The sequence below is a fragment of the Amycolatopsis sp. NPDC005232 genome, assembly GCF_040607795.1.
Lineage (GTDB): Bacteria > Actinomycetota > Actinomycetes > Mycobacteriales > Pseudonocardiaceae > Amycolatopsis.
The window spans coordinates 42,216-55,040 of the sequence record NZ_JBEXHL010000037.1 but is presented as its reverse complement, the minus strand read 5'-3'; the positions used below and the strand labels follow the sequence as shown (position 1 = coordinate 55,040).

The 12,825-nt window shown below is 69.8% G+C and carries 11 protein-coding genes; 9 read left to right on the top strand and 2 right to left on the bottom strand.

Annotation, left to right across the window (positions count from 1 at the left end; all coding sequences use genetic code 11):
• Positions 1-5 precede the first annotated feature (5 nt).
• The 6 genes from ABZU76_RS42660 to ABZU76_RS42635 are packed head-to-tail and all read left to right on the top strand — an operon-like array spanning position 6 to position 5,698.
• Entirely contained in the window at positions 6-251 is a 246-nt protein-coding gene (locus ABZU76_RS42660; protein WP_354881352.1) for an acyl carrier protein, read from the top strand.
• Positions 244-975, top strand: coding sequence for a glucose 1-dehydrogenase (locus ABZU76_RS42655; protein WP_354881349.1), 732 nt, complete (start codon positions 244-246; stop codon positions 973-975). Before ABZU76_RS42660 ends, ABZU76_RS42655 begins: the two co-directional genes overlap by 8 nt.
• A complete protein-coding gene (locus ABZU76_RS42650; protein ID WP_354881346.1) occupies positions 972-2,381 on the top strand; it encodes an AMP-binding protein in 1,410 nt (469 codons plus the stop codon). Before ABZU76_RS42655 ends, ABZU76_RS42650 begins: the two co-directional genes overlap by 4 nt.
• The gene (locus ABZU76_RS42645) at positions 2,378-3,430 is read left to right on the top strand and encodes an acyl-protein synthetase (RefSeq protein WP_354881343.1); all 1,053 of its coding nucleotides are present in this window, start codon (positions 2,378-2,380) and stop codon (positions 3,428-3,430) included. The genes ABZU76_RS42650 and ABZU76_RS42645 overlap by 4 nt, the downstream gene beginning before the upstream one ends.
• On the top strand, positions 3,427-4,671 hold the full coding sequence (locus ABZU76_RS42640; protein WP_354881340.1) for an acyl-CoA reductase: 1,245 nt from the start codon (positions 3,427-3,429) through the stop codon (positions 4,669-4,671). The genes ABZU76_RS42645 and ABZU76_RS42640 overlap by 4 nt, the downstream gene beginning before the upstream one ends.
• A gap of 43 nt (positions 4,672-4,714) precedes the next feature.
• Complete coding sequence (locus ABZU76_RS42635) at positions 4,715-5,698, top strand: lysylphosphatidylglycerol synthase transmembrane domain-containing protein (RefSeq protein WP_354881337.1); 984 nt, start codon at positions 4,715-4,717, stop codon at positions 5,696-5,698.
• Positions 5,699-5,757: 59 nt separating this feature from the next.
• On the opposite strand, the gene ABZU76_RS42630 is transcribed toward ABZU76_RS42635, so the two are convergent.
• Positions 5,758-7,689 carry a DUF6541 family protein gene (locus ABZU76_RS42630; RefSeq protein ID WP_354881334.1) on the bottom strand — a complete coding sequence of 644 codons (1,932 nt, stop codon included), beginning with the start codon at positions 7,687-7,689 and terminating at the stop codon, positions 5,758-5,760.
• A gap of 293 nt (positions 7,690-7,982) precedes the next feature.
• On the opposite strand from ABZU76_RS42630, the gene ABZU76_RS42625 reads away from it, so the two are divergent.
• The 3 genes from ABZU76_RS42625 (at position 7,983) to ABZU76_RS42615 (ending at position 11,694) form a co-directional block, all read left to right on the top strand.
• Positions 7,983-9,521: a hypothetical protein gene (locus ABZU76_RS42625; protein ID WP_354881438.1), complete on the top strand. Its 1,539-nt coding sequence runs from the start codon at positions 7,983-7,985 to the stop codon at positions 9,519-9,521.
• Positions 9,518-10,888, top strand: coding sequence for a hypothetical protein (locus ABZU76_RS42620; protein ID WP_354881331.1), 1,371 nt, complete (start codon positions 9,518-9,520; stop codon positions 10,886-10,888). Before ABZU76_RS42625 ends, ABZU76_RS42620 begins: the two co-directional genes overlap by 4 nt.
• A 65-nt stretch (positions 10,889-10,953) precedes the next feature.
• The gene (locus ABZU76_RS42615; RefSeq protein WP_354881328.1) at positions 10,954-11,694 is read left to right on the top strand and encodes a lysophospholipid acyltransferase family protein; all 741 of its coding nucleotides are present in this window, start codon (positions 10,954-10,956) and stop codon (positions 11,692-11,694) included.
• Between the two features lie 329 nt (positions 11,695-12,023).
• Here ABZU76_RS42615 and ABZU76_RS42610 read toward each other — a convergent pair whose 3' ends face one another.
• Complete coding sequence (locus tag ABZU76_RS42610; RefSeq protein WP_354881435.1) at positions 12,024-12,809, bottom strand: HAD family hydrolase; 786 nt, start codon at positions 12,807-12,809, stop codon at positions 12,024-12,026.
• Positions 12,810-12,825: the final 16 nt, after the last annotated feature.

Genomic DNA, 12,825 nt, shown 5'->3' with positions numbered 1-12,825 from the left:
TTGAAATGTCGGAAGTCGCCCCCAAGCTGCGCGAGGTCTTCGTAGAGGCGCTCGACCTCGACGGTGATGTGGACGTCGAGAACCTGAAGTACCGCGACATCGAGGCGTGGGACTCGGTCGGCCACATGGCACTGGTCGCGGCCATCGAGGACGAGTTCGACGTCGAGTTCGACACCGACCAGGTCATCGACATGTCGAGCTTCAAGGTCGCCGTGGACATGGTGACCGAGCTGAAGTCGAAGAATGACTGATCTCACCGGGCGCGTCGCGCTGGTGACCGGCGGTACGCGCGGGATCGGCCTGGCCACCGCGCGCGCCCTGGTCGAGGCCGGCGCCACGGTGGTCCTGACCGGCCGCGACGAGGCCCGCGCGAAGGCAGCCGCGGAAGCCGCCGGTGCCGCCGCCGGTCTCGCGCTCGACGTCACCGACGCCAAGGCCGTGTCGACGGTCGTCCGCGGGGTCGCGAAGGAGCACGGCAGGCTCGACGTCGTGGTCGCCAACGCCGGGATCATGGAGGACGCGCTCCTCGGCATGATCCGCGAGGAGCTCGTCGACACCACGCTGGCCACCAACGTCGCCGGCACGCTGCACACCGTGCAGGCCGCGGCGCGGGCGATGATGCGTAAAAAATCCGGCGCGATCGTGGTGCTCGCCTCCGTGGTGGGCCAGTACGGAAGCGCAGGTCAGACCGTGTACGCGGCGTCGAAGGCGGCGGTGGCCAACATCGCGCGCTCGGCCGCGAAGGAGCTCGGCCGCTCGGGCATCCGCGTGAACGCGGTGGCGCCCGGCGTGATCGAGACGGACCTCACCTCGGGGCTGTCCGAGGACGCGAAGGCGGACAACGTCGCGAAGACACCGCTGGGCCGGCTCGGGACCGCCGAGGACGTGGCGAAGGCGATCCGGTTCCTGGTGAGCGACGACGCCGCGTTCATCACCGGACAGGTGCTGGGGATCGACGGAGGCTTGGTGCTGTGACGCTGTGGGGTGCGGGTGCCCGGCTGGTCGACGCGGCCGGGGGCCGCACGCTGGCGGGCGACGAGCTGGACGCGGAGGTCGCGCGCGTCGCGGCCGCGCTCGACGAGCTGCCGGCAGGTGTGCTGTTCGCGCGGATGTCCGTCGACCTGGTGAGCGTGCTGCGGTACCTCGGCGCCGTCGAGGCCCACCGCGCGGTGGCGCTGATCGACCCGGCGCTCGACGCCGACGTGCTCGCGGGCCTGATCACGCGGTTCCGGCCCGCCGCCGTGCTGGCCGCGCCGGACGCCCCGGCGCCCGAGGGCTACACGGCGTCCGGCGAGAACTGGGTACGCGAGTCGGCCGACGGCGTGAAGCCGCACCCCGACCTCGCCGTGCTGCTGCCGACGAGTGGTTCCACCGGCAACCCCAAGCTCGTTCGGCTCTCGCGCACCGGTTTGCTCGCCAACGCCGAGGCGATCGCCGAAGTGCTGAGCGTCGACGCCGACGAGATCGCCCCCACCTGCCTGCCGTTGCACTACAGCTACGGCCTTTCAGTGCTGAATTCGCACCTCGTGCGTGGCGCGACCGTGGTGATCGAAGCGTCGGGCGTGCTCGGCCGCGGATTCTGGGACGCGGTGAACGAATACGGCATCACGTCGCTGTCCGGCGTGCCGTACCACTACGAAATGTTGCGGCGCCTCAAGTTCGACCCCGCGAAGTACCCGACGCTGCGCACGCTCACGCAGGCCGGCGGCAAGCTGCGCGACGAGCTCGTGGTCGAGTTCAACGACAAGATGCGCGCGGTCGGCGGCCGGATGTACGTGATGTACGGCCAGACCGAGGCCTCGCCGCGCATGACCACCGTGCCCGCCGAGCGCCTCGCCGACAAGATCGGCTCCGCCGGCCCCGCGCTGCCCGGCGGCGCGTTCTCCGTCCGCCGCGACGACGGGATCGAGACCAAGCACCCCAAGATCGTCGGTGAGGTCGTTTACCGTGGACCCAACGTGATGATGGGCTACGCCGACGACGAGGCCGGCCTGGCCGCGGGCGACGAGTGCGGCGGGCAGCTCGCCACTGGTGACCTCGGGTACCTCGACGAAGAGGGGTACCTGTTCATCACCGGGCGGCTCAAGCGCATCGGCAAGGTGTTCGGCAACCGCGTGAGCCTCGACGACTTGGAGCACGCCGTGCGCCAGGCCGCGGTGGGCATCGACGTGGTGGCGGCCGTGCCGGCGGGCGACAAGGTCGTGCTGTGGGCCGAGCTGCCCGAGGGCGACGGCGCCAAGGCGATCTGCAAGGACGCGTCGCGCGCGTTGTCGGAGCGGCTGCACCTGCACACCAGCGGGTTCGACGTGCGGCCGATCGACACGGTGCCGCTGCTGGCCAGCGGGAAGATCGACTACCGGTCGTTGGAAGGACGGGTATGAGTGTGTTCACGCGCTCGCAGGCCGAGCGGGAGGCGCAGCTGCTTCCCGAGCTCGCGGAGCTGACCGCGCACCACCGTGCGAGCTCCGAGGGTTACGACCGGATCCTGACGTCGCTCGGAATCGCGCCGAACGCGCCGTTCGCCACGATCGCGGACCTGCCGTGGCTGCCGGTGCGCATGTTCAAGACTCACGACCTCAAGTCCATCCCCGACGCCGAGGTGTTCAAGACGCTCACGTCTTCGGGCACCACCGGCGCCGGCGCGTCGCGCATCTATCTGGACAAGGACGCGGCGGGCGCGCAGACCAAGCAGCTCGGCGCGACGCTGCAGGAAGTCCTCGGCGGCGAGCGGCTCCCGATGCTGATGGTCGACACCATCGGCATCATCAAGAACCGCCGCTCGTTCTCCGCTCGCGGCGCCGGCGTGCTGGGCATGGCCAACTTCGGCCGCAAGCACACGTACGTGCTCGACGAGAACGACCAGCCCGATGTCGAGGCCGTGAAGAAGTTCCTCGCCGAGTACGGGGACAAGCCGTTCCTGATCTTCGGGTTCACGTTCATGGTGTGGCTCTACCTGTACGAGGTGGCGCGCGACCACGGGCTTGATCTCTCCAACGGCATCCTGATCCACTCCGGTGGCTGGAAGAAGCTGATCGACCGCGCCGTGGACAACACCGAGTTCCGCCGTCGGTTCAAAGAGGACACCGGCCTCGCGCGGATCCACAACTACTACGGGATGATCGAGCAGATCGGCACCGTGTTCCTCGAAGGACCGTCGGGGAACTCCCTCTACTGCCCGGATTTCGCCGACGTCGTGATCCGTGACCCGGAGACGTGGCGCGAGCAGCCGGTGGGCAAGCCGGGTGTGATCGAGGTCGTCTCGACGCTGCCGCGCTCGTACCCGGGGCACGTGCTGCTGACCGAGGACCTCGGTGTGTACAACGGCATCGACGACGGTGACTGGCCCGGCAAGCACTTCTCGGTGCTGGGGCGGCTGCCGAAGGCCGAGGCGCGGGGTTGTTCGGACACGTTCTCGGGGGCGGCCGCATGACGTATCTGGAGCAGCGGTTCCCTGTCGCGGAGCCGGTCGAGGTTGGTTCGCTGCTGGCCGAGGTGCGCGCCGAACCGCCGGGTGGCCGGCTGACCGTCGGCGACCCGCGCGTGGTCGAGTTCGTCACGAAGTTCGCCCGCAAGCTCCTCGCGCCCGCCCTCGCGCGGCGTTACCCGGAGCTGGCCTCGCTGGGTTTCTTCCTGCGCAAGGGAGAGCTCGCGAAAGCACTGTCCACTTTGGAAACTTCCGGCGACTCGCTGCGGTTCCCGCGCGGTCTTGTGTTCCACGTGCCGCCGGCCAACGTCGACACGATCTTCGTGTACTCGTGGGCCCTTTCGGCGCTGGCGGGCAACCCGAACGTCGTGCGCGTGTCGTCCCGCTCGGCGGGGGCGGCGGAGGCCGTGCTGGAGGCGTTGAACGCGGCGCTGGACGACGTGTCGCCGGAGACCGCGGCGACCATCCGCGCGACCCAGCGCATGGTCACCTACGACCGCAGCGACGAGATCAGCGGCGCACTGTCACTGGCCGCCGACCTGCGCGTGATCTGGGGCGGCGACGGTTCCGTCGCCGCCCTGCGCAAGTACCCGCTGGCGCCGCACGCGCGCGACCTCACGTTCCCGGACCGCTCGTCGTTCGCCGTCGCGTCGGTGCGCGGCTGGCAGGAGGCCACGCCGGAGCAGCGGCGGGCCGCGGCCGAGGGCTTCTACAACGACTCGTACTGGTTCGACCAGGCCGCGTGCTCGTCGCCGCGGGCGGTGTTCTGGGTCGGCGACGCCGACGGTGCGCGCGTGGCGGGCGAAGAGTTCCGGGCGCTGCTGGCGTCGGTGCTCGAGGCCAAGCAGCACGTGACCGAGCCGGCGATGGCCGTGCAGAAGCGCGTGTCGGCCTACGGCGCGGCAGTCGACGGGCTCGTGTCGGCGATCTCTTTCGACGGAAATTCCCTGGCGACGCTGGAGCTCACCGACGCCACCGTGATGCCGCGCGAGTGGCTCGGCGCCGGCACTTTCGCCAACGCGCACCTCGCCTCCTTGGGTGAACTCGTGCCGCTGGTCCTGCGAAAGGACCAGACCGTTGCCCAGTTCGGATTTACCCGCGACGAGCTGCTGGAGTTCGTGACGGAACTGGCCGGGCGCGGTGTCGATCGGGTGGTTCCGTTCGGGTCGGCGTTGACGTTCGCGGGCGTCTGGGACGGTTACGATCTGCTTGCCGAGTTCAGCCGTCTGGTCACGGTGCAGACCTGACCAGCGGTGATGCGTCTGTGTTGCGTTGTGAGGAGACTGGTCAGTGACGACCGTTCGAACGCCTGAGGAGGACTCTCCGGCTCCTGCGCAGCCGAAGAAGTCCACCAAGGCGAAGATCCTCGACGCGGTGCGGTGGATTGCCATCGTGCTCGTGGTCGTCTTCGCGGCCAAGGCGCTCACCGACAACTGGACCGAGTTCTGGCACACGCTGTCCGATGTGGCCTGGCAGTCGTCGGTGCTCAGCCTGGCCGCGCTGGTGCTGGCGATCATGGTGTCGACCTGGGGCTGGCAAGTCCTGGTCGACGACCTCGGCAAACCCATCGGCTACATCCGTGGCGCGCAGATCTGCCTGGTCGGCTCGCTCGGCAAGTACGTGCCGGGTTCCGTGTGGGCGTACCTGCTGCAGATGGAGCTCGGGCGAAAAGCAGGCCTCGCGCGGGCCCGAATTTTCACCGGTTCGCTGATCCAGCTGGGCGTCGGCGTCGTGTCGGCGCTGGTCGTGTCGCTGCTGGCCGCGCCGGCGGTGTTCAGCAACAGCCCGCGCGCGATGTGGCTGTTCGTGCTCATCCCGGTCGGCCTGGCGCTGCTTCACCCGCGGGTGCTGACGTGGGGCACTTCGCTGGTGCTGAAAATTTTGCGCCGCCCGCCCCTCGAACGCCCCCTGAGCTGGGCTGTGGTCCTCAAGACCTTCGGCGCGTCGACGCTGGCCTGGGTCTTGCAGGGCGTGCACCTCTGGCTGCTCGCCAACTCCGTCGGCGCGCCGGGCTTCAACGGTTTCGTGCTCTGCGTCGGCGCCATGGCCGTCGCGATGACCGTGGGCACCTTCGCCTTCATCCTGCCCAGCGGCATCGGCGTCCGCGAGGTGGCCCAGGTCGCCGTCCTCACGGCCAGCGGCCTCACCGTCGGCCAGGCCACCGCCTTCGCCGTGGCCTCGCGCGTCATGTTCACGGTCGCCGACCTCCTCACGGCGGGCTTCGCCGCGAGCGCGGCCTGGGCCACGAACCGCCGCACGGTCGCCGCCGCCTGACGCGGCTGGTCGCCGGCCGGCTGCGGTCCGGACCTCAGCCGGCTGAAAAACCCGCCGCCTCAGCCCTTCAACCGGTAAATCACCGCGTCCGAGTTCCGGTACACCTGCTCCAAGAACGGCAACCCGGCCAGCCCTACCAGCCCCGGCGACGCGTACGGCGGGTTCGGCGGCGCCATCGGCCGGCCCTGGATCACCCAGTGGATGTTCAGCCGCTGGACTGCCGAGCGCACCGCCGGGTCCGTCTCGTACTCGCGGAAGTTCCACGCCAGGTACAGCGCGTCCGAAGGGGGAGATGTTCCGTCGTCGTGGGCGGCGACGGTGCGGACGCCCGTGAGGGCATACGTCCAGACCGTGCCGTCGAGGCGGTCGTTCATCGCCCACTCGCCGGGGGCCGCGAGGTGGCCGAGCTGGACCATCGCGGCTTCCTCGCCGGGCGTGATGTTCTGGTCGCGGGGGTTCGCGGAGCGGTAGCCGGAGGCGACGCGGTCGCTGTTCGATAACGCGTACAGGCCCTTCGTCGCGCCCACGAAGCCCAGCAGTACGAGCACCGCCAGGATCACCGACGGCACGCGCGGCGGCAGGTGCTCGCCGAGCCACTGCTGCACTGACGCCACGCCGTGGCCCGCGATGAACGACAGCGGCACGATCGCCATCGAAACGAAACGGTACGGGTCGTCCCACCACGGTCGCGAAAACGCCATCACCAGCGGCAAGTTCGACGACGACACGGCGGCGTACGCGAGACCGGTGATCAGCGCCGTCACGCCGATCCACCGCAGGTCGCCGAGCCGCCGGAAGAAGATGAAGCCCATCAGCAACGCCGCGGAAAGCCACAGCTGCGGATGCGGTTCCCAGTGCTGGAAGCCCAGCAACGCGCCGATCGCGGTACTCGCGCGGTACTCGCTCGGCCAGCCCAAGTACGGCAGGCTGCCGTTGGCCAGGCCGAGCGCGCCGAACAGCTGCAGCCACGCCACCAGCACCGACGCCACCGCGATCGGCAGCAGCGCGAGCAGGTCGTGGCCGAAGCGGTGCCAGCGCCGGCCCGGGGAGAACCAGCGTTGCAGCAGCAGCGGCCCGGCGAACAGGATCGCGCCGAACAGCGTCGACGAGTGGATGCACAGCAGCCCGACCGCGGCCGCGACCAGCAGGAACCCGGTGTCGGGCGCCACGCGCTCCAGGTAGCGCCGCAGCACCACGGCCGCGAGCGGCGTCAAAGCGAGCCCCAGCAGGAACGGGAACAGCGGCCCGCGGTTCATCGACTCGTACGTGCTCATCACCGGTGCCGCCGACACGAGCGCCACCGCGCCGGCCAGCACCGCGCGGCCGCGGAACTCGCGCACCAGCACGACCAGCGACAGCGCCAGCAGACCCGGCAGCACGACGGTGTTCACGTCGAGCGTCAGCGGGATCGACGACTCACCGGTCAGCGAGTACTGGATCGCGGCGAGCAGGTGGTACGCGTTGGGGTAGAAGGGCGGGTGGGCGTCGCCGTACCAGTTGAGTGTGCCCATGCCGAACAGGCTGCCGTCGCCGGTGGTCGCGATGTAGCGGACGCCGTTGGCCGCGTACGGCGCGTCACCGCCCTGCGCCATCGCGCCGAGGTGTCCCATGCCGCGCACGGCGGCGTAGAACCCGAGCCCCGTCGCCAGCAGCAGGCACCCGATCACGCCCCACTGCCCGCGCGCGGACCACACCCGCGGTTCCGCCACCGGCGGCCGGCGCCGCACCGTCAGCCGCCTCAGTCCGAACGCGACAGCCACGAAGACCACAGTGGTCACGCAGAACGTGAGCGTGTTGAACGGAAGCCCCATCGCCGCGGTCCACGGCCCCGCGAGACCGCCGATCGCGTAGCTCAGCAGCGGCGTGAGCCCGGCGAGCACCCAGCCACGCAGGCCCGCGGCCAGGCCGGTGAGCACCCCGGGCAGACCGACCACGAGCAGCAGGACGGCGAGACTCGCCACATCGGACAGCAGCGTGGGTTCGCTCGGCAACAGACTTCCTCGGCTGTGACGGATCCGCTCGGTACCTCCGGGTCGCGGATCGGAATCGGAGTCACAGATTAGCTGGCCCGATATACACCCGAACGGCTTATGTCCGAGAAGCGTAGGGAAGCGATTGACTGGACCGGTGTGAAGTGACGGCCGGAACCGCAAGACAACGCTGTGTATTCCGGCCAATTGCTCACCCGAAAGTGAGGTTTCGTCGCGGGGATTCACCGTGACAGCGGGTGGCGTCGGGGTGGCGGCCGGTGGGGACCGGTCGGGGGCTGGAGGCAGGGGGTCGCGTGGTCTACGCGGTCGTGGGGGGCTGGCTGGTGCTCGGCGCGCTCGTCGTCGCGACCTGGCGCCGGATCGCCACCGACGCCGGGTGGCGGGCGTTCGTGGTGGTGCTCGTGCTCGCGTTTTCGCTGGTGCACCAGCTGTTGTTCGCCACCGTGACCGAAGACGCACTCGTCACCTTCCGTTATGCGCAGAACATCGCCGACGGCAACGGGCCCGTGTTCAATCCCGGTGACCGGACCGAGGGTTACGCGAATTTCCTGTGGCTCGTGGTGATCGCGTTGCCGCGCGCGGCATTCGGCGCGGATATCCCGACATCGGCCGTTGTACTGGGTGTTGTCGCGGTGTTGGGGTGCGTTCTTCTCGCGTACTTCCTCACCAATCGCATCGTGCGCCTCGCGCTGCCGGAAGGCGCGGAACCGCAGCCCGCGATCGGTGTCGCGGCGGCCGTGCTGACGGCCGGCGCGAGCGGCCTCGCCGTGTACGGGCCGTCGGGCACCGAGCTGCCGATGTTCGTGCTGCTGGTGCTGGCCGTGGCCTACGCGCTGGTCGCACGCCGGTCCGTGGTGGCGGGGGTTCTCGTGGCCGGCGCGGTGATGACCCGGCCGGAAGGTCTGGCGCTCGTCGTCGCCGCGGGGCTGTGGCTGGCGCTCGCCGCCGCGCGCGGCCGGCACGACTGGTGGACGCCGGCGGGTTACGTGCTGGGCGCGCTGGTGTTCCTCGTGCCGTGGACGGCCTGGCGCGCCACGTACTACCACCACTTCCTGCCCGACTCCGCCGTGCGCGTCCTCGGCCCCGACTGGCGCTACCTCGCGGGATTTTCACTGGCACACCTGGGTTTCCTGGTGCTTGCCGTTGCCGCTGTGGTGGGGTTGCTCGCACTGCGCACGCCCGAACGCGCGGCCGAACCGCGCGCGGCGCTGTGGCTGCTGTTCGCGTTGGCCTTGTGCTTCACGGTTTTCGTGGTCGTGCTCGACGGCGACACCGGCCCGTCGTGGCGGCTGCTCGTGCCTGTGCCGCCGTTGTTGGCCGTGGCTTCGGTGGGCGCGTACGGCGTGCTGACGGCCGCGAACCCGTCACCGAAGCCGCGCACGGTGTCGCATCTGGTGCCGGTGGTGGCGGCCGTGCTGACCGGGTTCGCGGTGCTCGTGTCGGTGGTGAGCCCGGACGTGCTCAAGAGCGTGCGGGCGTGGCACACCGACAGCGCGCAGCTCGCGGAAGTCGGCGACTGGCTCGCTTCGTACCTGCCGCCCGGCTCCGTGGTGAGCGCCGGCGCGCCGGGTGCCATCGCCAGCCGCGCGGGCTCGCGGCTGCTGGTGGGCACCAACCTGATGCGCGCAACGGTGGCCGTCCCCGAGGAATCCGGCTACGCCAAGACCCAGCACTGCGCCGCCGACACCCGCGCCTGGTACCGCGTCGCGACGTTCCGCCGCACCGGCACGCCGTTCTGGATCTCCGTGTACCCGCGCGCAGACGAGGCCAGCCTGCTCATCGACTACCTCGATCGAGCGCCGGACTTCCAGTACGTATCGTGCCCGGGATGACGGTGGCGCGCCGGTCCACGGCCTTCGGGTTCGGGGTCTTCGGCGTGTCCCTGGCCGTGTTGCTGGTGCGCTTTCTCGTGCCGCGCCCCGTGTCCATGTCCGACAACGGCGACGGATTCCGCGTCCTGTGCGGTGCCGGCATCACGTGGACCAGCAAGCCGGAGCAGTACGTCCACCTGGTGTACGAGGCCACACCCGGCGGCTGCGACCCGACGTACCAGCTGAGCCAGAGCTGGCTCGCCCGGCTGGCGGTCGGGTTCGGGTCGCGGTCGGAGCTGAGCCTGGTCGCGCTCGGCGTGATTTCTTCGGTTGTCGCCGCGGCAGCGGTGGCCGTGGTGGTGGCCGGGTTGCCGTACGGGCCGCGGGTGCGCTTGCCCGTGGCCGTCGGTTTGCTACTGGTGGTGGCGGATTCGGCGTTTTTCGGCTATTTCTCTTCGACTTTGGGCGAGGGGACGGCTTTTCTCGGCATTTTGCTGGCCGTCGGCGGCCTGCTGCTGATGGGACGACGGTGGCTATGGGTCGGCGCCGCGGTGACCGTCGTCGGCGGGTTGATGGCGGTGAACGCCAAGGTGCAGACGTTGATGGTCTTGCCGTTGCTGGTCATCGCGGTGCTGCTGGTGACGCGTTCGCGTTGGGTACCGGGGGTTCTGGTGGTTCTCGCTCTGGCCGGCGGGACCTGGTGGGCTCAGACGGCCGTCGCCCCGGCTGTCGCTCCCGACGGCACGGCGTCTGCCCGACCCGGCGACGACTCGCGCGACATCAACATGGTGAACACGGTGTTCCTGAACATCATCGACGGCCACCACGACACGGCCGCGGATCTGGCGGCTCTCGGCCTGCCGGCTTCCTTTGCGCAGTACGCGGGCAATGGCTGGTGGCACCCGCATCCCGTGACGTTGGATCCGCAGTACGCGCAGTACCGCGACCGCTTGAGCCGGCGCAACGTCGTGGAGTGGTTCGCCACGCACCCGGACCGCACCGTGGGCATTTTGAACCGCGCGGCCGGCGATCTGCTCACGGCGCGCCCTCCGTACCTGGCCTCCTTCGACGCTTCGGCCGGCTTGCCGCCGGCGGCGCAGGAGTACCGGGTGCCACTGTGGTCTGGCCTGACGGGGTTGCTGGCGCCCCTGGACTTGTTCGCCTTGCTGCCCGTGTGGCTCCTCGTCGGTTGGCGCGCGTGGCGACATCGGAGGGCTGCGCTGGGCGTCGCCCTCGCGCTCCTCCTGACGACTGCGGTGGGCCAGTTCGTCGTGGCCGCGTTGGGCGACGGGATCGAGAACGTGAAGCACCAGGTTGTCGCGTTGTTCTGCACGCTGGTGGCGGTGGTGCTCGGCTGTTGTCCGGCCGTGGCGAAAGTTCCCGAATGACGGGTTTCGTGCCGACGATCACTTTGAGTAGCCGCGAAAAACCTACGGTCCCGTAGCCTCGCGGTATGGCTGACTTCGTGTACCCGCCCGTGCTGGTTGCCGCGCGGACGATGTTCCGGGTGCTGGACAACCGCATCCGCATCGAGGGCGCGCAGCACGTGCCGGCGCGCGGCGGGGCGGTGATCGCGTGCACGCACGTCAGCTACCTGGACTTCATTTATTGCGGCCTGGGCGCCCGGCCGGCCAAGCGGCTGGTGCGGTTCATGGCCAAGCACGAGATCTTCGCGAACCGCGTGGCGGGACCGTTGATGCGGGGCATGCACCACATCCCCGTCGACAGGTCTGCCGGCCAGGCTTCGTATGAGGAGGCCGTCGCGCGGCTGCGTGCGGGGGAGGTCGTCGGCGTGTTTCCTGAAGCGACGATCAGCCGGTCGTTCACGGTGAAGGCCTTGAAGACGGGCGCCGTGCGCATGGCCGCGGAGGCCGGGGTTCCCATCGTGCCGATGGCACTGTGGGGCACGCAGCGCCTGTGGACGAAGGGACACCCGAAGGACCTCACGCGGCGCCACGTGCCCATCTCGATCCTGCTCGGCGCCCCGATGCACCCGGGGCTCGCGGACGACTGCGAAGCGGGGACCGCCGAACTGCGCTCCCGCCTGTCGGAGCTCCTCGACCGCGCCCAGGCGGACTACCCGGAATCCCCCACGCCCTCCGAACGCTGGTGGCTCCCCTCCCACCTCGGCGGCACCGCCCCCACCCCGGAGGACGCCGCAGCTTTGGACGCCCGCCCCGCCACCCGGGACTGACTTGCCACTGCGGCTGGCAAGTCGCCATGTCGATCGGCAAGCACTCCATGTCGGCGGCAATCGGCCACGTCGATCGGCAAGCTCGCCACTTGATGGCAAGTCGCCATGTCGATTGGCAAGTAGGAGCGGCAAGCGGCAACTAGCTGGTGAAGTGGCAAGCCAGGCCTCGAGTGGCTAGGCCCGTGCCATGGCAAGTGCGCCGGTGAGCGGCAAGTCGTCCTGCCCGTTGGCAAGACAGATCGCCCAGTGGCAAGTCGCCGTCACCACAGGCAAGTGCCGAAGCCAGCGGCAAGATCCCACCGAGATCCCACACCGAGTGGCAAGACCGCCTAAAACCACCGCTCCAAAACCTGCGCCACCCCGTCCTCCGCAGCCGGCCCCGTCACCTCGTCCGCCACGTCCAGCACTGCGCGGTGACCGTTTGCCATCGCGACCCCGTGCCCGGCCCACTGCAGCATCTCCACGTCGTTCGGCATGTCACCGAAAGCGATCACCCGCTCGGCCGGCACCGAAAACCGCTCAGCCACATCCGCCAACCCCGTCGCCTTCGTGACCCCGTGCGCCGACAGCTCGATCAGCCCGCCCGAAGACGAGTAGGTGATGTCCACCGCCCCATCCAGCACCGCCCGCGCCGCCCTCGCCATTTCTTCCGACCCCAGGCCCCGGTGGCTGATCAGCAGCTTGATCGCCGAGTGCCCCAGTACCTCGGCGCGCGGAGCCGTCCGGCCCTCGCCGTCGCCCCACGGGTTCCGGTACTCCGGCTCGATCACGAAGCTCCGGACATCCGTGCCGATCCGCTCCGTCGCCAGCCGGCACCCCGGCAGCGCCTTGTCCAGCGCCGAGGCCAGATCGTTCAACAGCACAGGCGAAAGCAGCCCGTGCACCGCCACCACCTCCGAAGAAGCGATATCCAGCAGCACCGCGCCGTTCGCACAAACCGCGTACCCCGTCAGCTCCAACGGCCCCGCGATCGGCGGGATCCACCGCGGCGGCCGGCCGGTGCACAGGACGAACGGGACGCCGTCGGCGCGTACCCGTTGCACGACCTCGATGGTGCGGGCGGAAAGGACCTCGGTGGGGCCGAGCAGGGTGCCGTCGACGTCGGACGCGATCAAGCGGGGTTTCTCCACT